We start from the raw sequence: 20,218 nt of genomic DNA, 5'->3' as shown, positions 1-20,218 counted from the left end.
CAGTAACGGCATGCGATGCCGGCCCCCGAGACCTGTTCTCGGGGGCGCCCGGGCCGGCCGGGCTCTGCGGTAGCTACTCAGGCATCAGTCGCAGCAGGAACAGTGCCGTGTCGTCCGTACGGTCGGACGTCGGGCGAGCGCGCCGCACGAGTGCGTCGGCGAGGTCGTCAAGGTTGCCGGGCCCCTCGCCGAGGGCGACGGCCAGGTCCGAGGTCGAGTCCTCGATGTCGATGCCGGGCCTTTCCACCAGGCCGTCGGTGAACAGCGCCAGGACGGCACCGGGCGGCAGGGCGATGTCGATCGCCTCGTAAGCGGCCGAGGGGTCGATACCGAGCAGGAGGCCGGGTGAGATGGCGACGCTCTCCGTGTGTCCGCCGGGATGCCGCAGGAGAGGCGGGAGGTGGCCGGCGGTTGCCAGGCATGCCCGTCGGCGGGCCAGGTCGATCTGGACGTACAGGCAGCTGGTGAACAGTCCCGGATTGAGGTCGGTGAGCAGGCGGTTGGTGCGGGCGAGGACATCGTCGGGGGCCGCTCCGGCGATGGCGTGTGCCCGGACAGCGGTACGGACCTGTCCCATCAGGGCGGCGGCGGTGACGCTGTGGCCCTGGACGTCGCCGATGACGGCGGCGGCCGTGGTGTCGTCGAGGCGCACCAGGTCGTAGAAGTCGCCTCCGATGTCCATGCCTCGGGTGGCCGGAAGGTAACGGGCCGTCGCCTGCAGACCGTTCAGTGCGGGCAGTGCCTGGGGCAGCAGGCTGGCCTGAAGACTGCGGGCGAGTCCGCTCTTGGTGTCGTACAGATGCGCACGGTCCAGCGCCTGCGCGACGAGACCGCTGAACGCGGTCAGAAGGGCCCGTTCGTCGTGCCCGAAGACATGGGGACGGTCGTACGCCAGTACGCAGCAGCCGATGGGACGGCCCGATGCGACGAGGGGCAGGAACGCCCAGGCGTGATTGCCGTCGTCGTCCACGGCGTGGGGAAAAGCGTCGTGGAATTCACGGCGGGAGGCGAAGAAGGCCGGTTCGGCCGTGGTCACCGCGCGGCCGCCGGGGTGGTCGGGCGACAGGGATACGCCGTCGAGCTGCTCCATCTCCTGGGCCCCGTAGCCGTGATGGCCTCGAAGGCGCAGCTTTCCGGCCTGTACGGCGAACAGGGCGACCTCCTGCGCGCCGAAGCTGGGAGCGATCTGGTCGACCACCAGCCGGATCACGTCGGGCACGCTGAGAGCTTCGGTGAGCGCTGCCGCCAGATGTGCCAGTTGGTAGAGCACGCCCACCCGGGGCGGCGCGACTGCCGCACCCGGGGGCACGGAGGAGTCCGGCAGTGGCGGGGGCGGCGCTGCGGCTACGCCCTCCGTTCCTGTTCCTGTTCCCGTTCCCGTTCCCGTTCCCGTTCCGGCCAGGCGGGAGCGGGCGATACGCACGCTGATCCCCCGGGCGTCGGGATACAGCTCGAAGGACAGCCACAGATCGTCCGGGCGCCGCACCGTGAACGACGTGGCGTGGCGGCTCATCACGGCCGACCGGTAGCGGTCCTCGAATACCGGGTCGTCCAGCCATGGCAGGGCTTCCCACGGCCGGGTTCCCAGCATCGCGGGGACCGTGCTGCCCACCAGCTCCGCCCCGGTGAGGGTGATGAAGGTGACCCGGCCGTCGAGGTCGAGCGCACAGCAGCCCTCCGGGAGCCGCTCGGTGAAATCCACCGCCGCCAGCGACTCCGCCTGCGTGACCATACGGCGCCGCGGCACCGCAACGATTCTCGGTTCGGGCACGGGCAGGAGCGGACGGCCGCTCTCCTCCGCCCGGCGCAGCGCCGCGCCGACGTATCCCGAGGCCTTCTCGATCGCCCTCTGCCGCTCCGCCTCGATCACCAGCGGGTGGGAACCCGGCCACAACAACACCAGACCGCCCCAGGTCCGCTGCGCGCTGACCACCGGCGCGGCCGCGAGGGCGAACGAGTACGGCAGCGCGAGGCCGATCCGTGGATAGCGGCGGGAGAGCTCCCCCTCGGCCCCGACCCACACCAGACGGCCCTCCCGCACCGCCTCCGCCAGAGGACCCGACGCGGACGTTCCCACCCTGGCCCACGGCATCGCGAGGTTGGACGGCACACCCGCAAGCACGAGGGCGGACAGCACCTTGCCGCCCGACGTCAGCGCATAGATCCCACCGCCGTACGCGCCGGACTCGCGCAGCACCCGGGACAGCAGTCGGTCCAGTACCTCCGGCTGTCCGGTCTCCTCCTCCGGCGAAACCATGGACTACCGGCTCCCCGCACAACACACCCCAAGACACATCATCTTTGGACGCTACGCCCAAAACGGCCGAGCGCGCACCCGCAAGGTGATGTACCGCCTGTCAGGCGCCGGCCACCAGCAGCCCGCCCATCGTGACCATGGTGGCGGCGACCAGGCCGTCCAGGACGCGCCAGGCCGCGGGGCGCGCCAACAGGCCGCTGAGCAGGCGCGCTCCGTAACCGAGGGTCGTGAACCAGGTCAGGCTGGCGAGCACGGCGCCGACCCCGAAGGCCCAGCGCAGAGAGCCGTGGTCGGCGGCGACGGAGCCGATCAGCAGGACCGTGTCGAGGTAGACGTGCGGGTTGAGCCAGGTCATCGCCAGGCAGGTCAGGACGGCCTTGCGGGCGGATCCGGTCGTCGCGCCCTGCGCGCTGAGGGCCGCGCCGGGGGCGGGCCACAGCACGCGCCGCGCGGCGAGGACGCCGTAGCAGATCAGGAACCCGCCACCGGCAAGACCGACCACGGTCAGGGCGGCCGGCCACTCGGTCACCACGGCGCCCACTCCCGTGACGCCGAGCGCGATGAGAGCCGCGTCGGACACGGCGCAGATGGCCACCACGGCGAGGACGGCGTGCCGCCGGACCCCCTGGCGCAGAACGAAGGCGTTCTGCGCGCCGATGGCCACGATGAGGGAAAGTCCGGTGCCGAAGCCGACGAGTGCCGCCGTGATGATTCCGTGGTTCATGGGACCGACGGTATGGATCACTCGGCCATCAGTACAGCTAAAGATTCTAACGTACCCTTAGCAATTGTGATGGACGAACTTCCCCTGGATCAGGTACGTACGCTCCTCGCGACCGTGGACGAGGGCACCTTCGAAGCGGCCGCGGCCGCCCTGCACGTGACCCCGTCGGCGGTCAGCCAGCGGATCAAGGCGCTGGAGCAGCGCACCGGACGGGTGCTGTTGATGCGTACGAAACCGGTGCGCCCGACGGAATCCGGGCAGGTCGTGGTGCGGTTCGCACGCCAGCTGGCCCGGCTGGAACTTGACGCGCGGGCCGACCTGGGGATCGCCGACGAGCAGGGTCCGGCGCGGCTGCCCATCGCGGTGAACGCGGATTCCCTCGCCACCTGGTTCCTGCCGGCCCTGACCCGCGTGCCCCAGGATCCGCCGGTCTGTTTCGAACTGCACCGCGAGGACGAGGCCCACACCACGGCGCTGCTGCGTGAGGGGCAGGTGATGGCGGCGGTCACGTCGTCGCCCGTCCCGGTCGCGGGCTGTACGGTACGCCGCCTGGGCCTGGCCCGGTACCTCCCGGTGGCCACCGACGTCTTCGCCGCGCGCCACCTGACCGGGGCGCCGGAGCAAGACCTGCGCGTCGCCCCGGTGATCGTCTTCGACCGCCGCGACGACCTCCAGGACGCCTTCGTACGGTCGCTCACGAACGACGGGACGGGCGCGGGCGCGGTACGCCACCATGTGCCCACGTCGGAGGGGTTCTGCGACGCGGTGGCCGCCGGACTCGGCTGGGGGCTGGTGCCGGAACCGCAAGCGGAACCGCTGCTGCGCGCGGGCGTGTTCACCCTGCTCGAGCCCGGCCGGCCCGTGGACGTTCCGCTGTTCTGGCAGCAGTGGAAGCTGGACTCGCCCGCTCTGGCGGCAGTGGCGGACGCGGTCGCCTCCACTGCCGCCGAGGCGCTGCGCGCGCCGGCGTGAGCGGGATCGTCTCCGCCCCGAGGGGCCTACCGGCTGCTGATCCAGCGGTGTTCGGTGGTCGCGTACGTGTAGTGCGGCATGCCATTGGTGCCGCTGGTGCGGAAGGGGCGGCCGTTGTCGCTGATGCGGACCGTGCCGGAGCGCGCGCCGCTGCTCCACTCGAGTTCCAGGTACCAGGAGCAGTCACAGCCGGCCGTCCTGGCGTTCACCAGCAGTACCTCCGGGTCTGACGCAGAGACGATGTACGGGAACGACACTGCGGGGATCGCCTCTCCGGCCACACCGTCGAAGCCCGCGACAGATCGCGCGACCGGACGCGGGGCGTCGAGGTTGACGTCGATGTGGCGCGGACTGAGCGCGCCGCCGCATCCGTTGCTCATCCCGTAGACGTTCCGCTTCACGGGCGCGTCGCGTTCGGTGACGCGTACGCGCAAGGCCTCCAGTACGACCGACTTCGCGGACGTGCCCTGGACGGAGACGCGCACGTTGGTGTTCCCGCCGTGCAGCGCGTCCAGGGAACGTGCCCACGGCTTGGCGTCCTGTTCCAACGGCGGCGGAGGGACACGGTCCGGGCTGCGGTCGATCAGGTAGTCGTGGTTGCATCCGTTCTGCCAGACCTCGGAATCGGCGGTCCAGGCGAACGGGAGGACAACGGGCTGCGCGTCGGCTGCGCCGCCGGGCTTCCGCGCAGGGGCCGGCGCGCCGGTGGTGGGCGTGCCGCTGACCGGCCCTGGGGGCGGGGGCGGCGCACTGGACGCCGTGGAGCCGGACTTGCCCGGGCGTGCGCGTGGGCTGCCGGACGGTGGCGGACCCGTCCGGCCGTCACTGGAGCCGTCGGTCAGGTCGGTCCTGTCGGTCCTGTCGACGGACGCGGTGGAACGCCCGCCGTCCGTACTCCCCGCCCCGGGTCCCGCGAAGGCCAGCGCGGCCACCCCGGTGGCGACAGCGGCAACGACGGCCGCGGCGACCATCGCCCTGCGGCGACGTACCGGGCGAGCCACCGGCACGGCGGGCGCGGTGGCGTCGGGGGCGGGCCCGGGCAGGGGTGCCGGCTCGGGCGCGGGAGCCGAAGCCCGGGGCGCCTCTGGGGAAGCCGCCTCTTCAGGAATCGCCTCTTCCGACTCCGGCGCCGCCGTCTTGCGTGGCACCTGTGGCCTCCGGACGGCGTCCGCCAGGATCCACAGACGGTGCAACTGGAGCAGTTCCTGTGGCGCCGCCCCGCACAGCCGTCCCAGCCGTTCGACCGGTGCGAAGTGAGCCGGTACGGCCTCGCCCGAGCAGTACCGGTGCAGTGTCGAGGCGCTCACGCCCACGCGCCGGGCCAGAGCACCGTAACTGCGGTTGGAGCGTTCCTTGAGCGTGCGCACCTGCTCCGCGAACCGCTCGACTTCGGCTTCCACAGACGCGCTCATCCGTCCCCGTCCCTCTGCCCGTTCCGGTCCGCGTTCCACCCCACCCGCATACCCCCACGTCAGTGGGGGTGGAATGGTTCCACCGTTCCGTAGGCCCGCGTTGCCCTTGTGCCGGCCGCTGTCGCCCGCCGAAGCTGAGCAGCGTCTTCGTCAACCACCACACAGGGGATATTTTGTCCATGCCTGCTTTCCGCACCGCACTCGCCGCCGCCTGTACCGCCGTCGGCCTGGTTCTGGCCGTCTCCCCGCTCGCCCCGGCCGGCGCGGCCCCGAGCACGGTCGCCCCCGTCTCACCGGCGTTCCTCAGTGCCGGACAGATGCCTCCTTCCTCCACCCCGTGGTCCTCGGGGAAGGTCACCAAGGGCCTGCCGGAAGGAGGCGCGTTCTGTGCTCCTGGGGCCCTGCCGGGCAAGGGCACCAGCCACCGCGCCTTCCGTACCGAGCTGGACACCGGGGGCCTGCAGATCACCACGGTCGCCGCCACCACCGCCCGGGCCGCCGAGCTTGTCACCGGCCTGCGCCGGGCGTTCGCGGCGTGCGCCGACCGCATCGAGCGGCAGTACCCCACCACGGAAGCGAGCAGCGTCCACCACGGCAAGCTGGCGGTCGAGGAGGGCGCGTACGTCTACAGCCTCGACACCGAGGACCCGGAAGTCGGCAGCACCGACATCCACTTGTTCTCCGTGGGCCGCGACGGACGCACCGTCACCTACGTGCAGTGGGGTCAGCTCGGCGATCTGCGGGACGCCCCGCTGAAGGGCTTCAAGGCCACCACCCGGACCGCGGTCGACAAGCTCTACCGCTGACAGCTCTCTCCGGGGAGGGGCGGCGCGCTGTTCGACCGCGGCGCGCCGTCCCGCGCGCTCGCGGGACGGAACCCTTTGGGTGATCTGTCGCAACCGGCGCGGGCGCCCGGCGTTGATCATCCCGCGTGATCGACTTCCGCCCGCCCGCGGACCTCCCCGCATCTGTCAGGAGCCAGCCCATGCTGTACGGAAATGCCTTGCGCGACGAGATCGCCTCCGCCGGGACTACACCTCTCATCGGCGTGTACGACATGTACTCCGCATCGCTCGCGGCCGGGCACTACAACGGTCTCTTCGTATCCGGTTTCGGCTTCGCCGCGTCCCACTACGGACTTCCGGACATCGGGTTCATCGCCTGGCCGGACATGGTGGCCTTCGCGGAACGTCTGCGCGGCGCCTTTCCACGGCATCACCTGCTCGTGGACATCGACGACGGCTACGTGGACACGGAGTTGGCGTGCCACGTGGTGCGGCGTCTGGAGCGGGCGGGCATCTCGGGAGTGGTCCTGGAGGACCAGAAACGCCCGCGCCGCTGCGGCCACACCGACGGAAAGCAGGTGCTGCCGCTGGAGGAGTACCTCGCCAAGCTGAACCGGGTACTCGCGAGCCGGTCCGACCTGTTGGTCGTCGCACGGACCGATGCCACCGACGACGAGGACATCCTTGTCCGCGCGAAAGCCCTGGCGGCGACCGACGCGGACGTGGTGCTGGTCGACGGGGTGCGCAGTGTCGAAGCGATCCGCCGGATCCGCGAGGTCACCGGGACCAAGCCCCTGTTGTTCAACCAGATCGCCGGCGGCAAGTCGCCTCGGTTGTCCCTCTCCGAGCTGGCTGAGCTGGGGTTCGATGTGGCGATCTACAGCACGCCGTGTCTGTTTGCCGCGCACCGCGCGATGGAAGAGGCCATGACCCGGCTCAAGTCCACGGACGGACGTCTGCCCGCCGCCGAGGACGCCGGCGGCATCGGTGTCGGCGAGGTCACGGCGGTGCTCACCGAGAACCTCCACCGCCACGGCGTGCGCTGACCGCCAGTCACACAGGCCGGCCCGGCGGGTGCTCCAGTACCGGTCGATTCCTGACCGATCGGCTTCGGCTGTCAGTTCGGTTCCCGTGGGCCGACGTCCAGCCTTCGCCGTACCTGCCCCTCGTGGACGAGGCGCCCGGCCAGCGAGCCGCCGTACACCACGAATCCCACTCCCACCAGCCAGGATTGCAGAACCAGCACAGTCCCGAAGGGGCCGTACGTCACCGCGTTCGACGCGATCAGCGGCGAGAAGACGAACTGCGAGAAGATCCGCAGCCCGAGCAGCCCCACTGCCGTCAGGGCGGCCCCGGGCGCCAGCGCACGCCAGCGGATCCGGCCGCAGAGCAGCAGTCGCTGCGACCACCAGAAGAAGAAGAACAGACCGACGACATCGCCCCCGGCGACCAGCATGGTCACGACGACGGGCGACTCGTCGGGGGTAGGAGTCTTGACGAAGAGCAGGAGGGCGCAGACCAGCAGGGCCAGCCAGACGACGTGGCGCCACATCGTGTGCCAGCGCGCTGTGGGCAGGTCCCACACCCGCTCGTACCCGGTCTGGACGGCGGATCCGAACGTCACGCCGAACGTGGCCAGCGCGGCGAGGCCGAGGGCCGTGGTTCCCTGCAACGCCTGTCCCGGCCGGCCGAAGAGCTCCTCGACCTCCTCCTGCGACACCTCGGACACCCCGAGCCCCGCCACCAGCCACCGGGCGAAACCCTGCCCGCTCGCCATGTCGGCGGCGGCGACGACGATCAGCAGGGGGACCAGGGTGAGGAAGCTGAGCGCCGCGAAGCCCATGGCCCGGTGCATCAGCTCCACCTCGCGCCCGCGCAGCCAGATCAGGCCGACGACCGAGGTCCGCAGCCGTTGGTGCGGTCGGTCGAACCGATGTGGGCGCTGCGGGGGGCCGTCGTTCGGCGCACCGGATTTCAGGGGCATGTCCCGTCGAGTACCCGTAAGCGCTCTCGGGCCCTCTGGCGTGCCCCCGAACGGGTGCCCCGAACGTTGCTCCGCCCGGCGCGTTGTGGTGAGGCATCACAGACCGGTGACACGAGGCAGGCGACTGAGCGACGGCCTCGTGTCACGGCCTTCTGTCATCTCCGGGAACGCCGGCGGTACGGCGCCCCGGTCCTCACCAGTAGTGCTTTCGACCACCCACCGCGCGCCCCACCGATCCCAGGATCCAGAGGACGGCCCCGATGGCGACCAGGATGATCCCGATGGTCCACAGGATGGAGATGCCGGCCACGAAACCGATGATGAGCAGAATGATTCCGAGGACGATCATGGGGTCCTCCGCTCTTGTGAGAACGATGTTTCTACCCACCGTGTCCCCACCCGTCACCAGGTCAAACCTGAGAGTCCTCCCGTACCGCCACCATCGCCGCAGCGGCTTCAGCCGGAACTGTCAGCCGTCTTTGCCTACGGCTTCCACCAGGCGCCCGATGCGTCGCGCAGCGTGTTCGTGCCGCAGTGCACCTCGCCCTGGCCGAGGTGGTACGTGTACCAGTCGTCGAGGTACGACACCTGCATGCCCGCCCCGGCGTACGCGGCGTTCACAGCGGCAGTGAACACGTCCTTGCCGCCGATGACCGGTCCCCATTGCCGGGGGGCCAGATAGCGATTCCTGCCGAGCACGATCCCGTTGACCGCCCCCGGGACATAGGCGCTGGTCATGACGGTCTCGGGGGCGGCCCCGGCGCGGTCGGCGTGGCGCGCGAGTTCCTTCTGCTGCCCGTACTCGCTGACCGCGTCCGGTACCTTGCCCGCGCCCATCCGCGTCAGCCGGGGCATGCGCTCGCCCCGCTCGCCCTCTTCCGTACCCCGCGTGTACAGCGCGGGCACCCGTACGACCTCGGCATCGGTCGCGCCTGTCTCGCGCTGGAGCACCTCCAGGTTCGCCTTGATCCGCTTCGCGGCCATGGTGTTGTCCGCCACCAGCCACTTCGAGGCGAGCGCCTGGTCGATGGTCTCCTTGGGGGCGGGCATGTCCTGGCTGCCCGGCACCGAGAACATCCGCGTTCTGCCGTGGCCCGCCTCCCGCGCCTCGCGCAGCAGGCGCAGCCCCGCTTGCGGATCGGCGATTGCGATCTTCCAGCCGCGCGGGGTGTCCGCTGGGAGGAACTGTACGAACTCGTCCACGTGTCCCACATGGAGCCAGGAGGTGTCGAGGAGCAGCGGGTCCTGGAACCCCTGGGACTTCAGCAGCGTCCGCATGGCCTTCGCCGGCTTCGAGCCGCTGTCCTTGCGCTCACCCATGATGATGCGCCCGGCCGGGAATGACCGCCCGGCGTGGGTGTACGGAGGGACGGTCTCCAGGTTGCCCATCGAGTTGAGGGTCCATTCCTCCGAGTCACGGACCCCGGACACCTGCACCACGCCCACGCCGTTGCCGCGCAGCTTCTCGAAGAGCTCCCGACCGGCCTCACGGTCCGCCTGCGCCGACCTCAGCATCACGCGCATCGCCTGCCGGCTGCCGCCGGGACCGGCCATGCTCACATAGCCGGGCTCGACGAAGTCCTGGGCCCAGATGTCGCCGTACTTGTCGAAGGTCAGCAGCGGCTTGTTGATCCCGGCCGACTTGACCTCGGCCGCCAGCCCCTTGACGAAGGCCTGCTGCCGGCGCGCGTACGCGTCTCTCCCCGGGACCTTGGTGACCATCAACTGCTGTGCGTTCTGGAGGTGGTGGTGCGTGAGCAGCGGCGCGATGCGCAAGGTGACCTCGTCCGAGGTGCTCGTCCTGCCGGAAGCCACCGTCAGGCGGATCACGGCGCGCCCGTCCCAGACCGCGCTGTCACGTATGACATCGGTTCCCTCGACGCCGAACTGCACACCCGAGCGGAGTTCGGCGGCGGACAGGCGGGTCCTGGCCGTGACCGGCGTCCAGCCGGAGGAGCGTTTGACGAAGACCCGCGTCTTCTTCCCGCCGGCGACGACCTTCAGCGTGCCTGTGGCCGTGGCCGGCAGATTCGCCATCGGTACGGACCGCATCCGGGCCAGGTCGGCCGCGTCACCGGATCCATTGACCTTGGTGTCGGCGGCGTCGTTGCACGCGGCCAGCCTGGCATCCGAAAGCCGTCTGCCGTCCGGGCCTTTGACCGGGCAACGCTTGGTGTCGTCGTCGATGTTGGGGAGGAAGACCGCTCCCCTGCGGGCGGACCAACTGTTCTCACCGGCGGTGTCCGTCGCGCCGGTCACGTCCACCCGGCCGTCCCGGTTCACGTCCGCCCGGAGGTCGGCCCGGGGCGGACCGGCGGCGAACACCGGTGACACCGGTGCCAGTACGGCACCTATCACGGTGAGGGCCACTGCCCCGTGTCTCACATGGCTCGTACCCAAGATGCGTCCTCTCCAGAAGATCGGCTGTCGGAACCGAAGAGGTGGGAGACGAGCGGTCCGTTGCCTGTCGGCGCCGGGATCATCCCGGAGGCGTCCGGGAGTGCGACTGGTGGAGGACGAGGTGTCGGCCCGTGGCATGACGAAAAGTGAGGCGCGCGTCGGGTATTGGCGTCAGGGCCATCACGTGGGGCCTGTGCCGGTCATGCGCCCTCCGCCTGGAGCGGGGTGGGTGCGCTGTGCCGGGGCCGCAGGATGCCGGCCGTGCAGGCGGCGACGACACAGAACGCCACCGGCAGGAAGAACGTGAGGTTGAGCGGGACTACGTGGGTCAGCGGTCCGATGACGGCGGGCCCGGCGAGCATGCCGAGGTAGCCGAGGCCCGCGACTCGGGAGACGTTGGCTCCGGCGGCTTCCGGGTCGGCGTGGCCTGCGGCGCTGAAGAGCTGCGGGATACAGCCGGAGAGCCCGGCTCCGAACACCGTCCAGCCGATGAGTGCCAGAGGAATCCAGGGGGACAGCGCCGCCGCCGTCAGGCCGAGTGCGGCCACGGAGGCGCCGTACCGGAGGATGGCGACCGGGCCGAAGCGCGCGGCCACCCGGTCGGCCAGCAGACGGCCGACGGTCATGGCCGTGGCGAAGGCTCCGTACGCGAGGGCGGCGGTGGCGGCGGGCGCGTCCAGGACGTCCCGCAGATGGAGCGCGCTCCAGTCGTTGGCCACGCCTTCGCAGAGCATGAGCATCAGCGCCAGAGCGGCCAGTACCCAGATGCGCCGGGGGGCGCCGCGGCCCGTCTTCGACGCGGCGGCGGGGGTTTCCGCCGTGCGGGTGGGCTCGGGTCGCAGCAGCGCGGGGGCGGCCGACGCGGCGACGAGAAGGCCGAAAAGCGCCACCGCGCCGAGAGTTGCCGCCGGGCTCACGCCCCAGCTGAGCGTACGAGCGCCGACGAGAGCGGCCAGGACACCGCCTATGGAGAAGGTGGCATGGAAGGCGGACATGACGGGCCGCTCGTAACCGCGCTCCACCTGAACGGCATGGGCGTTCATGCTGACGTCCAGGCAGCCGTTGCCGAAGCCGAGGAGCAGGAGCGCCACCCCCAGCGTCCAGGTGTTCGCGGCAAGGCCGGGCAGGACCAGGGCGGCGCTGCACAGCGCCGCGCTGACCGGTACGACGGTACGGGCGCCTGCGCGGTCGGTGAGCGGGCCGACGATCCGCATGCCCGCGAAGGCACCCGCGCCGAGCAGGAGGAGGAGCCAGCCGAGCACGGCATGGCTCGTGCCGGCACGGTGCTCGATGGCGGGGATGTGGACGATCCACATCCCCATGAGGAAGCCGTTCAAGGCGAAGTAGGCAAGAGTGGCCGACCGGCCGGCCCGCAGTGATCTGTCCATGCGTATGAACATAACGAACAATGTAGATGTTCGAAAGCTTGCTTTTCGAACGTCCTTAGTGTTCATTTAAGGTATGGCGAGCACAGACCGATGGAGGCAGATCACCGATGCCGTGCGCGAGGCCGGCCGCATGGGTGTCACGGAGCTGGCCGACCTCACCGGCGCTTCCGAGATGACCGTCCGCCGTGACCTGGAGGCCCTCGCCGAGCAGGGCGTCCTCGAGCGCTACCGCGGAGGAGCGAGGAGCCTGCTGCTGTACGGCGATGAACCCCCGTTCGCACTGCGTGCGCGAGAGGGGCTGGAGGTCAAGCAGCGCATCGCCGCCGAGGTCGCCGCGCTGATCGCCGACGGCGAGTCCGTCGTCCTCGACAGCGGCACCACCTGCCTGGAAGTGGCCCGCGCACTGGAACACCGACGCCTGACGGTGATGCCGCTGTCCCTTCACGCGGTGAACGCCCTGGCGGGGGCGGCCCAGTTGACGCTGCTGGTGCCCGGCGGGCGACCGCGACCGGGCGAGCTGACGCTGACCGGCCCGCTGACCACGGCGTCGCTGGCCGCCCTGCGATTCGACACCGCCGTGATCGGCTGCTGCGGACTCACCCCTGCGGACGGCCTGACGGCGTACGACCTGGACGACGCCGCCGTCAAGCGCGCCGCTATCGCTTCGGCGCGCCGGGTCATCGCCGTCGCGGAGTCCACCAAGCTGTCCCGCACCGCCCTTGCCTTCGTCGCGCCCGCGTCCGCCTTCCACGTCGTCGTCACGGACGAGGCCGCATCGGACGACGAGACAGGCCCGCTGGCCGCGGCAGGTGTGACCGTACGGAGGGTGTGAACGCGGCGTGACCGGCACCGTGCCCGCAGCCCGTCCCTGAGCATCGTCGGCCGGACAGGCCTAACGTGGAAGAACGGTGGCAAGCTCGTCTCCCTGGAAAGGAACGACCGGCTATGACCGATACCGGACAGCAGAACGCCAGTGGGAAGCAGGGTGGCGACCCCGCCAGCCGGGGACGGACCATCATCTCCGACAGCGCTGTCGAGAAGATCGTCGGAATGGCGGCCCGCGACGTGGCCGGCGTCCACGCCATGGGCAGCGGAATCTCGCGCGCCTTCGGAGCGGCGCGAGATCGCGTGCCCGGCGCGGCCAAGTCCGTTGCGAGGGGCGTCAAGGTCGAAGTGGGCGAGAAGCAGACGGCGGTCGATCTGGAAATTGTCGTCGACTACGGCGTCTCGATCACGGATGTCGCCGGCTCCGTGCGAGAGAACGTGATCTCGGCGGTCGAGTGGATGACTGGCCTGGAAGTCGTCGAGGTCAACATCGCGGTCAGCGACGTGAAGCTCCCGGACGAAGAGGAAGAGGAGGAAGAAGAGCAGCCACGGCTGCGATAGCCGACCTGCCGCTCGGCGGCCGTCCGACCGACCAATCCGCTCTGCGGCCGGCTCCGAATACCGGGCGTGAGGATCTCTCGTACGAACCTGGCCCGTGGCGCACTCGCCGCGCTAAGCGGCCTGCTCTCCGGCTACGCCGCACTCGCCGTCGCCGAACTGGTTTCGGCAGCCGTCCGGCCCGAAGCCGGACCCGTCACCGCGGTGGGCGGTGCGGCGATCGACCGCACGCCGGCGCCGGTGAAGGACTGGGCGATCCGGAACTTCGGGGAGAGCGACAAGCTCGTTCTCCAACTGGGCATCCTGGCCACGCTCGCCGCCCTGGCGCTGGCGCTGGGCCTCGTGGCGCTCCGTTATCGGCGTATCGGTGCTGTCGGCGTGCTGTTGTTCGGTGTGGTGGGCGCTGCGGCGGCGATCAGCCGCCCGGACTCGACCGGCGTCGCGGACGGCCTGCCGTCCCTGGTGGGCGCTGTGGTGGGCGCCGTACTGCTCTATGTGCTCATCGGCAGGCTCACCGCCCGGCGGCACCCGGCCGAGCAGGGCCGGGAGAGCGGCTGGGACCGGCGGAGGTTTTTGATCGCCGCATCGGCTGCGGCGGTCGCCTCCAGTAGCGCGGGCATGCTGGGCCGTACGTTGAACAGCCGGCGCGGCCAAGGCGCGGTCGCCTCGCGCGCCGAAGTACTGCTGCCCCAGCCCGCCTCACCCGCCGCCGCGATCCCGTCCGGCGCCCAGTTGCGGCTTCCGGGCATCAGTTCCTTCACCACGCCCAGCAAGACGTTCTACCGGGTCGACACGGCCCTGGTGGTGCCCAAGGTCAACGCGGGAACCTGGCGACTTCGCATCCACGGAAAGGGTGTCAGGCGCCCGTTGACGGTCTCGTTCCAGGATCTGCTGGAGCGGGAGTTGATCGAGCGGGACATCACGCTGACGTGTGTGTCGAACGAGGTCGGCGGTCCGTACGTGGGCAACGCGCGCTGGATCGGCGTACGACTGGCGGACCTGCTGCGCGAAGCCGGCGTGAAGCCCCCCTCACGCGGCGGGCCCGCCGATCAGCTGGTGGCCCGCTCGGTCGACGGCATGACGCTCGGCACACCGGTCGAGGACATCATGGACGGCCGCGACGCGATGCTCGCGGTCGGGATGAACGGCGAGCCACTGTCCTTCGTCCACGGCTTCCCCGTCCGCATGCTCGTCCCCGGCCTCTACGGATACGTCTCGGCCTGCAAGTGGATCGAAGACATCGAGCTGACCACCTTCGACGACTACGACCCGTACTGGGTCAAGCGCAAGTGGGCCAAGAAGGCTCCGATCAAGACCCAGTCCCGCATCGACACCCCCAAACCCTTCGCCCGCCCCAAAGCCGGCACCGTCATGATCGCCGGCGTCGCATGGGCCCAGCACCGCGGCATCGAAAAGGTCGAAATCCGCATCGACGACGGCCCCTGGCGACCCGCCGACCTCGCCGCACAAGACACCGTCGACACCTGGCGCCAATGGTCCTTCCCCTGGAAGGCCACCCCCGGCGGCCACACCCTCACCGTCCGCGCCACCGACCGCACCGGCGAAGTCCAGACCGAGAAGCGAACGGGCACCGTCCCCGACGGCGCCAGCGGCCGGCACTCGGTGGTCGTCACCGTCGACTGACCGGCCCTCCCCCGACGACGCCCTCGCGAAGAATGCGGTGACGAGTGATGAGCATGAGAGTCGTCGTATCCCTTGCGACCCCCTTCCGAGGTGGCCGGAGCCAGGGCGCCGCATCCGCCGGCTGCGCCGCCGTGGCGAGAGCGGCGATCCACCGACACCTGTCGCGGTGGCATCTCGAAGACCTCATCGACGACGCCACACTGATCCTCACAGAGCTGCTGACGAACGCTGTCCGTCACGGCAGACCGCCCTGGCGTGCGCGCATGTGGCTGGAGGGCGAGGCGAGCGGACAGCGATACGTACGGCTGGAGGTGCACGACGCCGGGGCGGGCATCGACATCGACCGGGTACGCGCCCAATGGCGTCATCCCTCGGGCTCCCTGATGAACGGCGGCCGCGGCTTGTTCATCGTGGACACGCTCGCCTCTTCGTGGGGCAACAACCGGTCCGGCGACGGACACACGGTATGGGCCGAACTGGAAGCCGAACCGCTCCCGGCGGACTCCCCCACCGCTCGCCAACCGCGCCGCAGCCGTCCTACGGGCGAGTCGCGGCAGCGGTGAAGAACGGCACGGCGACGAACGCCCGCTCAGTTCGTAGGTACGCGCGCGGAGCGCGGAGGCCGGCCGGTCTGGCAGTACGGCCCCGGTCGTCGGCGGAGCCGCTATTGGACGGCGGGAATCAGCCCGGTGAGCGGCGCCGCCATGCCGGTGAACTGCTGCAGTTCGTTGAGCTTGTGCAGCCCTTGGAGCCCCTTGAGCTGGCTGGTGACGGACGGCATCTCGGCCTGGCGGTCGGCGGGCACAGCGCTCGCGCCGAGCTTGTCGAGCTCATCGGGAACGGACAGCAAGTACTGACGGGAGGAGTCGGCGGCGCTCGCGGCCGGGGCGGCGAGAGCCGAGGCGCCGGCGGCGAGGGCTACGACGGCGAGGACACTCTTTGTCTTGATCATGTCCTGAGCAACGGCCGAGGCGTTCCACGGACACGGCCGTCCGTCTCCCGTCACCCACAAGCCACATGGCGTACGCCGATGTTCGACCGCTCACTCGTCGGTCGTCACCGTCCGCGACGAGGCCAGCATGCCGATCTTGTCGATGCGATGCTCGGGGTTGCCCTTGTCGTCGCGCCAGAAGTTCCCGGCGGCGTCGTCCTCCGGCGTGGCGCAGGTGGAGACCGTGATCATCGCCTTGGTGGGCTGCTTGCCCGGTTCTCCCGGAACTGCGGCCCGCTGTTCGGCCAGTGACCGCTCCGAGCGGAACGACGTCTTCCTGGTCTCGGTGATCTTGTACTCGTATACCTTGCCGTCCGACGTGACGAACACGGAGTCGCCCTCATCGACGGACGGAAGGTCGCGCAGTGCGGCGCCGGCGGAGAGACGGTGTGCCGTGACGAGGTAGTTCCCGACCTCTCCGGGCCCGACACCGCCTTCGTCGCCGTACGGACTGGCAGCCACACCACGGTCCTGGATCCGCGTACCGGCCCAGTCGTCGGTAGTCCCCTCGTACGGCACGACGCGCAGGTTCGCGAGACCGATCGACGGGATGGCCAGCGATGCGGTCTCGTTCCGCGTGCCGCTCTTGCGCACAGCCGGTTCGGCGGAGGACGAGGAGGGCGCCGCCCCAACGGTCGTCGCCGATCCCGCCGAGGCGGTGTCCGGCGAGAGCGCTGCGACAGGAGCCGTTGTGGTCCGGCCGGCCGCACCATCGGCGTCGCCGGTGGTACAGCCCACCAGCACGGCTATGAGCCCGCCGACGAGCGCGACGGGAACAGGACGGGGACTGAACATGGCATTCCCGATCACAGGGGACGTCGGACGGCGCCCACGGAAACGGCGGCCGGTTTCCCATCAGAACAACCCGAACCGATCGGGTGTTCCCGCCCGGCATGTCGCTCATCTTGCCGGGTGGGGGCACCGGAGCCCGGTGATCTTATGCTGAGCAACGCGGTGGCAGGGGTACGAACGTGAGGAGAACATCGGTGAGCGCGACGCTGTGTCTTGGGCCCGAGCCCAAGACCAAATCGCACGACGTGGCACGCGAGGTGAAGTACGCGGATACCGAGGGCGGGGCCCAGCGCGTAGCAGCCCATGTGGAACGTGAGCTGCCGCCCGGAGGGGTTCCCGCGTACCGCGCGGCGCGCAAGAACGGCACACGTTCCTTCGTCCTGTGGGCCGACCGGCATCGCGGGCGCCGGATCGCCACCGTCGTCACCACGGCCGCTTCCGGCGGCATATCCACCTACCAGGTCCTCGGTGAGCATGGCGAGTCCATCGGTACGCTCACACGCGATCGGGCTCTGTCGGGCAACGGCCTGCGCACTCGCTGGACTGTCGCGCAGACCGGCGCGCCGGAGGCCGTCGGCTTCAAAGGCCGGGTCTTCTGGTGGTACGTGTGGTGGCTGTTCATCCCGCTCCAGGCGGCGATCGCCGTGGGCGGCCTTTTCGGGGGCAGCGGCGACGGCGCGCGCGGGCCCCGCCGGATCATATGGCGCACCGGCAGGGAGACTCCGCTGGAGTTCCGGTCCTCGAACGACGAAGTGCACGTTCACGTCGAGTGGGTCGACTGGCGGCTCGCCGCCGCACTGCTGCTGCTGGTTCGCAGCTTCGGACATTCCTCCTGGGACGATGCCTGACCGATGCGTGACCGATGCTCCGTCGCCGGCGTCAGGCGCCGGTGATCCATCGCAGTACGGTCCTGACCGTGGTGTCGTCGAGCCCGCTGAGGACGTCGATGGCTGCCGCGTCGCCGGGCAGTGGCGCGATGCCGCTGGTGGTCAGCGCGGCGTGCAGGTCGAGACGGCGCTTGTCCGTGGCCGCCAGGGCGAAGGGCGGCCGTTGTCCGGGGCGGGGGGCACGCAGGACGTAGTCGTCCTTCTCGCCGACAGCTCCCGCCGCACTCTGCTGGTCGAGGTCCTCCAGACCGTGGAAGCGGTACGGGTCGAGCGCCCACTGCGGCGTCCTGGGCGAAAGTGCGGGAACCTGTGTGCTGTTCATCGGAACCTCCAGGGTGTCGTCACTGAACAACAGGAGTCCCGTACGGCGATGCCCAGTTGCATGCGGAGCCGCCAACCACCCGAACGTCCCCAATGGCATCTCGTCACAACACAGGTAATCAGGCCGAGAGTCAGTAGAGGACGGAGGGCAGATACGCCCCGGCAGGCTCGTTGTAGAGCCCGATGGTCATCAGGCTCATCAGCTGTTGCACTTTGAGGCCACTGCCCAGACACCACTGCAACAGCGCGCTGTTGGACGCGGGAACGAGGATGCCCGGGCCGCCGAAGGCGGGCGCCGCGGCGATGAGAGCCCTGATGTCCTCGGTGGTCTCGCCGACCGCGTACGCGAAGAAGGACAGGTCCGTGGCATAGCCCGTGATACGCCCGCCGTGTTCCGTCACGCGGGCTGTGCCCATGGTGAGCGCGTCGGTGAGTTCACCGCCACGGTCGGTCCCGTGGACCTTGCGGCACAGTTCGTTGCAGGCCGGCACGTCCGCTTCCGTCGCGGGCCGCACCTCGTACCCCGGCAAGACCTCTCCGATCGGCAGCCCCTGCAAGCAGGCCACCGTCTCGCGGAACTCGAACCCGAGGCCGGCATAGAGAGCGAACGACCGGGAGTGGTAACCGCTCTGCAGCAGTCGGATGCCCGGCGCACGCCGCTCCGCAGCCCGCTGCATGACGTCCTCCATGAGCCGGCGCCCCACGCCACCGTTCTGGACGGCCGGGTCCACGGTGACGGGCCCCACGCCGGCGACGGGCGACCGTTCGTCGAGGAAGTTGCTGCCGACGATCCGGCCGTCGAGCTCGGCGACGACACTATAGAAACCGGGGTGGTTCAACAGCGTCTCGACCATCCCGGCGGACGCGTCCGCTCCCGGCACGTCGGAGGGGAATCCGTGCTCTCGCGCGATTCCGGAAAAGGCCTCGAAGCAGATCCTGCCCGCTTCCGCGGCGTCGTCCGGCTTTCCCGAGCGCAGTACGAGGTCCACGGTCCTGCCACCTCCCAAGGATCTTTCCATCAAACGCGCAGGCCGCTCGTCGGGGTGAGTACTAAGCCGGACGCACCTGGACCGCGGCCGTGGGGTCCTGGTGCCCGCCACTCGCGAGCATCCGCACCTCGTCCCGGTCGCTTATCTCGGCCAGGACAATGCCGGTGTCGTCCGCGTACACCGGATGGCCACCGGGCCCGTTCCGGTCCGTGCGGTGCACTTCCACGACATCCGCGGCCTCCGGAACGGCCGGCGGTTCGCCAGGATGTGCGAAAACCAGTTCGTAGTGATCAGATCTGCCCATGTCGCCGCCTCCTCGATGAGAAGCCGTTACGCCGCACACGCACACGCACACCCATAATCTCGCATTACGGGCACAGCCGCCGGTTCCCGTCGTTCAGATGTGAAATAGGACGGTCTGGATCTTGCGCATAGAGGCGACGAACGCCGGGACCCTTCCCTTCGGTTCCGCGCCGCAATTGCGTCGACGCCGCCGTGGCCGCCGCCTACGCTCGCCCGTATGAGCAACAACGGCACGGCACGGCGGCCGATGGTCGCCGTCCTCAGCGGAGCAGGGATCTCCACGGACTCCGGCATCCCCGACTACCGGGGACCGAAGGGCCTGTGGCGGCGTGATCCGGAGGCCGAGAAGCTCGTGACGTACGACTTCTACATGGCCGACCCCGGCATCCGGCGCCGGGCCTGGCGCATGCGCCTCGACAGCCCCGCCCTGCGTGCCCAGCCGAACGACGCCCACCGGGCGGTCGCCGAGCTGGAACGCTCCGGGGTTCCGGTCCGGGTCCTCACCCAGAACGTCGACGGGCTGCACCAGCTGGCCGGGCTGCCCGCCCGCAAGGTGCTCGAACTGCACGGGAGCGCCCGGTCGACCGTGTGCACCGGCTGCCACGCCAGGGCTCCGATGGAGGAGGCTCTGGCGCGGGTGGAAGCGGGCGAGGAAGATCCTCCGTGCCTGGCGTGCGGGAGCATCCTGAAGTCGGCCACGGTGATGTTCGGGCAGCGGCTCGACCCCATGGTGATCGGTGAGGCTCTGTCGATCGCCAAGGCGAGCGACGTGTTCGTGGCCGTCGGCACCAGCCTCCTGGTGCAGCCGGCCGCCTCACTCGCGGGGATCGCGGCGGAGTACGGCGCACGGCTCATCGTCGTCAACGCCGAGCCGACGCCCTACGACGAAGTCGCCGACGAGGTCGTGCGCGAGCCGATCGGTACGGCGCTGCCCGCCCTGGTCAAGCGCCTGGCGGCCTGAGAGCCGGCCCGGTGTCGGCGGACCG

At 70.2% G+C, this 20,218-nt stretch carries 21 protein-coding genes; 9 read left to right on the top strand and 12 right to left on the bottom strand.

Annotation, left to right across the window (positions count from 1 at the left end; genetic code table 11):
* Positions 1-73 precede the first annotated feature (73 nt).
* Together AC1P0E_RS31630 and AC1P0E_RS31625 are read right to left on the bottom strand one after the other, a co-directional pair.
* The gene (locus tag AC1P0E_RS31630) at positions 74-2,257 is read right to left on the bottom strand and encodes a SpoIIE family protein phosphatase (protein WP_482745528.1); all 2,184 of its coding nucleotides are present in this window, start codon (positions 2,255-2,257) and stop codon (positions 74-76) included.
* A 100-nt stretch (positions 2,258-2,357) separates the two neighbouring features.
* Entirely contained in the window at positions 2,358-2,981 is a 624-nt protein-coding gene (locus AC1P0E_RS31625) for a LysE/ArgO family amino acid transporter (protein ID WP_482745527.1), read from the bottom strand.
* Between the two features lie 69 nt (positions 2,982-3,050).
* Here AC1P0E_RS31625 and AC1P0E_RS31620 point away from each other — a divergent pair, with 69 nt between their 5' ends.
* Complete coding sequence (locus AC1P0E_RS31620; RefSeq protein WP_482745526.1) at positions 3,051-3,953, top strand: LysR family transcriptional regulator ArgP; 903 nt, start codon at positions 3,051-3,053, stop codon at positions 3,951-3,953.
* A gap of 26 nt (positions 3,954-3,979) precedes the next feature.
* On the opposite strand, the gene AC1P0E_RS31615 is transcribed toward AC1P0E_RS31620, so the two are convergent.
* Positions 3,980-5,365, bottom strand: a complete 1,386-nt coding sequence (locus tag AC1P0E_RS31615; protein WP_482745525.1) for a helix-turn-helix domain-containing protein — start codon at positions 5,363-5,365, stop codon at positions 3,980-3,982.
* 179 nt (positions 5,366-5,544) lie between these two features.
* Here AC1P0E_RS31615 and AC1P0E_RS31610 point away from each other — a divergent pair, with 179 nt between their 5' ends.
* A complete protein-coding gene (locus tag AC1P0E_RS31610; RefSeq protein WP_482745524.1) occupies positions 5,545-6,171 on the top strand; it encodes a hypothetical protein in 627 nt (208 codons plus the stop codon).
* Positions 6,172-6,350: 179 nt separating this feature from the next.
* A complete protein-coding gene (locus tag AC1P0E_RS31605; protein ID WP_482745523.1) occupies positions 6,351-7,196 on the top strand; it encodes an isocitrate lyase/PEP mutase family protein in 846 nt (281 codons plus the stop codon).
* A gap of 71 nt (positions 7,197-7,267) precedes the next feature.
* Here the strand turns inward: AC1P0E_RS31605 and AC1P0E_RS31600 are convergent, their stop codons facing one another.
* The 4 genes from AC1P0E_RS31600 to AC1P0E_RS31585 all read right to left on the bottom strand — a co-directional run bounded on the left by AC1P0E_RS31600 (position 7,268) and on the right by AC1P0E_RS31585 (position 11,922).
* A complete protein-coding gene (locus AC1P0E_RS31600; RefSeq protein ID WP_482745522.1) occupies positions 7,268-8,134 on the bottom strand; it encodes a YhjD/YihY/BrkB family envelope integrity protein in 867 nt (288 codons plus the stop codon).
* Positions 8,135-8,327: 193 nt separating this feature from the next.
* Positions 8,328-8,483: a DUF6131 family protein gene (locus tag AC1P0E_RS31595; RefSeq protein WP_482745521.1), complete on the bottom strand. Its 156-nt coding sequence runs from the start codon at positions 8,481-8,483 to the stop codon at positions 8,328-8,330.
* Positions 8,484-8,617: 134 nt separating this feature from the next.
* Entirely contained in the window at positions 8,618-10,504 is a 1,887-nt protein-coding gene (locus tag AC1P0E_RS31590; RefSeq protein WP_482745520.1) for a protein-arginine deiminase domain-containing protein, read from the bottom strand.
* 230 nt (positions 10,505-10,734) lie between these two features.
* Complete coding sequence (locus AC1P0E_RS31585) at positions 10,735-11,922, bottom strand: MFS transporter (RefSeq protein ID WP_482745519.1); 1,188 nt, start codon at positions 11,920-11,922, stop codon at positions 10,735-10,737.
* A 73-nt stretch (positions 11,923-11,995) separates the two neighbouring features.
* Here AC1P0E_RS31585 and AC1P0E_RS31580 point away from each other — a divergent pair, with 73 nt between their 5' ends.
* The 4 genes from AC1P0E_RS31580 to AC1P0E_RS31565 all read left to right on the top strand — a co-directional run bounded on the left by AC1P0E_RS31580 (position 11,996) and on the right by AC1P0E_RS31565 (position 15,512).
* The gene (locus tag AC1P0E_RS31580) at positions 11,996-12,754 is read left to right on the top strand and encodes a DeoR/GlpR family DNA-binding transcription regulator (protein WP_482745518.1); all 759 of its coding nucleotides are present in this window, start codon (positions 11,996-11,998) and stop codon (positions 12,752-12,754) included.
* 113 nt (positions 12,755-12,867) lie between these two features.
* Positions 12,868-13,308, top strand: coding sequence for an Asp23/Gls24 family envelope stress response protein (locus tag AC1P0E_RS31575; protein WP_482745517.1), 441 nt, complete (start codon positions 12,868-12,870; stop codon positions 13,306-13,308).
* 57 nt (positions 13,309-13,365) lie between these two features.
* Positions 13,366-14,949, top strand: coding sequence for a molybdopterin-dependent oxidoreductase (locus AC1P0E_RS31570; protein WP_482745969.1), 1,584 nt, complete (start codon positions 13,366-13,368; stop codon positions 14,947-14,949).
* A gap of 47 nt (positions 14,950-14,996) precedes the next feature.
* Complete coding sequence (locus AC1P0E_RS31565; RefSeq protein WP_482745516.1) at positions 14,997-15,512, top strand: ATP-binding protein; 516 nt, start codon at positions 14,997-14,999, stop codon at positions 15,510-15,512.
* 101 nt (positions 15,513-15,613) lie between these two features.
* On the opposite strand, the gene AC1P0E_RS31560 is transcribed toward AC1P0E_RS31565, so the two are convergent.
* Together AC1P0E_RS31560 and AC1P0E_RS31555 are read right to left on the bottom strand one after the other, a co-directional pair.
* Positions 15,614-15,901: a hypothetical protein gene (locus AC1P0E_RS31560; RefSeq protein ID WP_482745515.1), complete on the bottom strand. Its 288-nt coding sequence runs from the start codon at positions 15,899-15,901 to the stop codon at positions 15,614-15,616.
* 90 nt (positions 15,902-15,991) lie between these two features.
* The gene (locus AC1P0E_RS31555; RefSeq protein ID WP_482745514.1) at positions 15,992-16,735 is read right to left on the bottom strand and encodes a sortase domain-containing protein; all 744 of its coding nucleotides are present in this window, start codon (positions 16,733-16,735) and stop codon (positions 15,992-15,994) included.
* A 191-nt stretch (positions 16,736-16,926) separates the two neighbouring features.
* On the opposite strand from AC1P0E_RS31555, the gene AC1P0E_RS31550 reads away from it, so the two are divergent.
* On the top strand, positions 16,927-17,580 hold the full coding sequence (locus AC1P0E_RS31550) for a hypothetical protein (protein WP_482745513.1): 654 nt from the start codon (positions 16,927-16,929) through the stop codon (positions 17,578-17,580).
* A gap of 31 nt (positions 17,581-17,611) precedes the next feature.
* Here the strand turns inward: AC1P0E_RS31550 and AC1P0E_RS31545 are convergent, their stop codons facing one another.
* From AC1P0E_RS31545 to AC1P0E_RS31535, 3 genes are all read right to left on the bottom strand, one after another.
* Complete coding sequence (locus AC1P0E_RS31545) at positions 17,612-17,941, bottom strand: hypothetical protein (RefSeq protein WP_482745512.1); 330 nt, start codon at positions 17,939-17,941, stop codon at positions 17,612-17,614.
* Between the two features lie 130 nt (positions 17,942-18,071).
* Positions 18,072-18,929 (bottom strand): GNAT family N-acetyltransferase, encoded by an 858-nt coding sequence (locus AC1P0E_RS31540; protein WP_482745511.1) that lies wholly within the window; start codon positions 18,927-18,929, stop codon positions 18,072-18,074.
* A 61-nt stretch (positions 18,930-18,990) separates the two neighbouring features.
* Positions 18,991-19,233, bottom strand: a complete 243-nt coding sequence (locus tag AC1P0E_RS31535) for a DUF6296 family protein (RefSeq protein WP_482745510.1) — start codon at positions 19,231-19,233, stop codon at positions 18,991-18,993.
* Between the two features lie 216 nt (positions 19,234-19,449).
* On the opposite strand from AC1P0E_RS31535, the gene AC1P0E_RS31530 reads away from it, so the two are divergent.
* Complete coding sequence (locus AC1P0E_RS31530; protein WP_482745509.1) at positions 19,450-20,193, top strand: SIR2 family NAD-dependent protein deacylase; 744 nt, start codon at positions 19,450-19,452, stop codon at positions 20,191-20,193.
* Positions 20,194-20,218: the final 25 nt, after the last annotated feature.

The sequence above is a fragment of the Streptomyces sp. TRD_SC_5 genome (genome assembly GCF_056836825.1).
The sequence above is the reverse complement of the archived record's forward strand: the minus strand, read 5'-3'. Positions and strand labels throughout refer to the sequence as shown.

What these genes read in the sequence shown, in the direction of transcription:
- AC1P0E_RS31630 (WP_482745528.1), bottom strand. Translation starts at nt 2,257, where the DNA reads ATGGTTTCGCCGGAGGAGGAGACCGGACAGCCGGAGGTACTGGACCGA.
- AC1P0E_RS31625 (WP_482745527.1), bottom strand. Translation starts at nt 2,981, where the DNA reads ATGAACCACGGAATCATCACGGCGGCACTCGTCGGCTTCGGCACCGGA.
- AC1P0E_RS31620 (WP_482745526.1), top strand. Translation starts at nt 3,051, where the DNA reads ATGGACGAACTTCCCCTGGATCAGGTACGTACGCTCCTCGCGACCGTG.
- AC1P0E_RS31615 (WP_482745525.1), bottom strand. Translation starts at nt 5,365, where the DNA reads ATGAGCGCGTCTGTGGAAGCCGAAGTCGAGCGGTTCGCGGAGCAGGTG.
- AC1P0E_RS31610 (WP_482745524.1), top strand. Translation starts at nt 5,545, where the DNA reads ATGCCTGCTTTCCGCACCGCACTCGCCGCCGCCTGTACCGCCGTCGGC.
- AC1P0E_RS31605 (WP_482745523.1), top strand. Translation starts at nt 6,351, where the DNA reads ATGCTGTACGGAAATGCCTTGCGCGACGAGATCGCCTCCGCCGGGACT.
- AC1P0E_RS31600 (WP_482745522.1), bottom strand. Translation starts at nt 8,134, where the DNA reads ATGCCCCTGAAATCCGGTGCGCCGAACGACGGCCCCCCGCAGCGCCCA.
- AC1P0E_RS31595 (WP_482745521.1), bottom strand. Translation starts at nt 8,483, where the DNA reads ATGATCGTCCTCGGAATCATTCTGCTCATCATCGGTTTCGTGGCCGGC.
- AC1P0E_RS31585 (WP_482745519.1), bottom strand. Translation starts at nt 11,922, where the DNA reads ATGGACAGATCACTGCGGGCCGGCCGGTCGGCCACTCTTGCCTACTTC.
- AC1P0E_RS31580 (WP_482745518.1), top strand. Translation starts at nt 11,996, where the DNA reads ATGGCGAGCACAGACCGATGGAGGCAGATCACCGATGCCGTGCGCGAG.
- AC1P0E_RS31575 (WP_482745517.1), top strand. Translation starts at nt 12,868, where the DNA reads ATGACCGATACCGGACAGCAGAACGCCAGTGGGAAGCAGGGTGGCGAC.
- AC1P0E_RS31565 (WP_482745516.1), top strand. Translation starts at nt 14,997, where the DNA reads ATGAGCATGAGAGTCGTCGTATCCCTTGCGACCCCCTTCCGAGGTGGC.
- AC1P0E_RS31560 (WP_482745515.1), bottom strand. Translation starts at nt 15,901, where the DNA reads ATGATCAAGACAAAGAGTGTCCTCGCCGTCGTAGCCCTCGCCGCCGGC.
- AC1P0E_RS31555 (WP_482745514.1), bottom strand. Translation starts at nt 16,735, where the DNA reads ATGTTCAGTCCCCGTCCTGTTCCCGTCGCGCTCGTCGGCGGGCTCATA.
- AC1P0E_RS31545 (WP_482745512.1), bottom strand. Translation starts at nt 17,941, where the DNA reads ATGAACAGCACACAGGTTCCCGCACTTTCGCCCAGGACGCCGCAGTGG.
- AC1P0E_RS31535 (WP_482745510.1), bottom strand. Translation starts at nt 19,233, where the DNA reads ATGGGCAGATCTGATCACTACGAACTGGTTTTCGCACATCCTGGCGAA.
- AC1P0E_RS31530 (WP_482745509.1), top strand. Translation starts at nt 19,450, where the DNA reads ATGAGCAACAACGGCACGGCACGGCGGCCGATGGTCGCCGTCCTCAGC.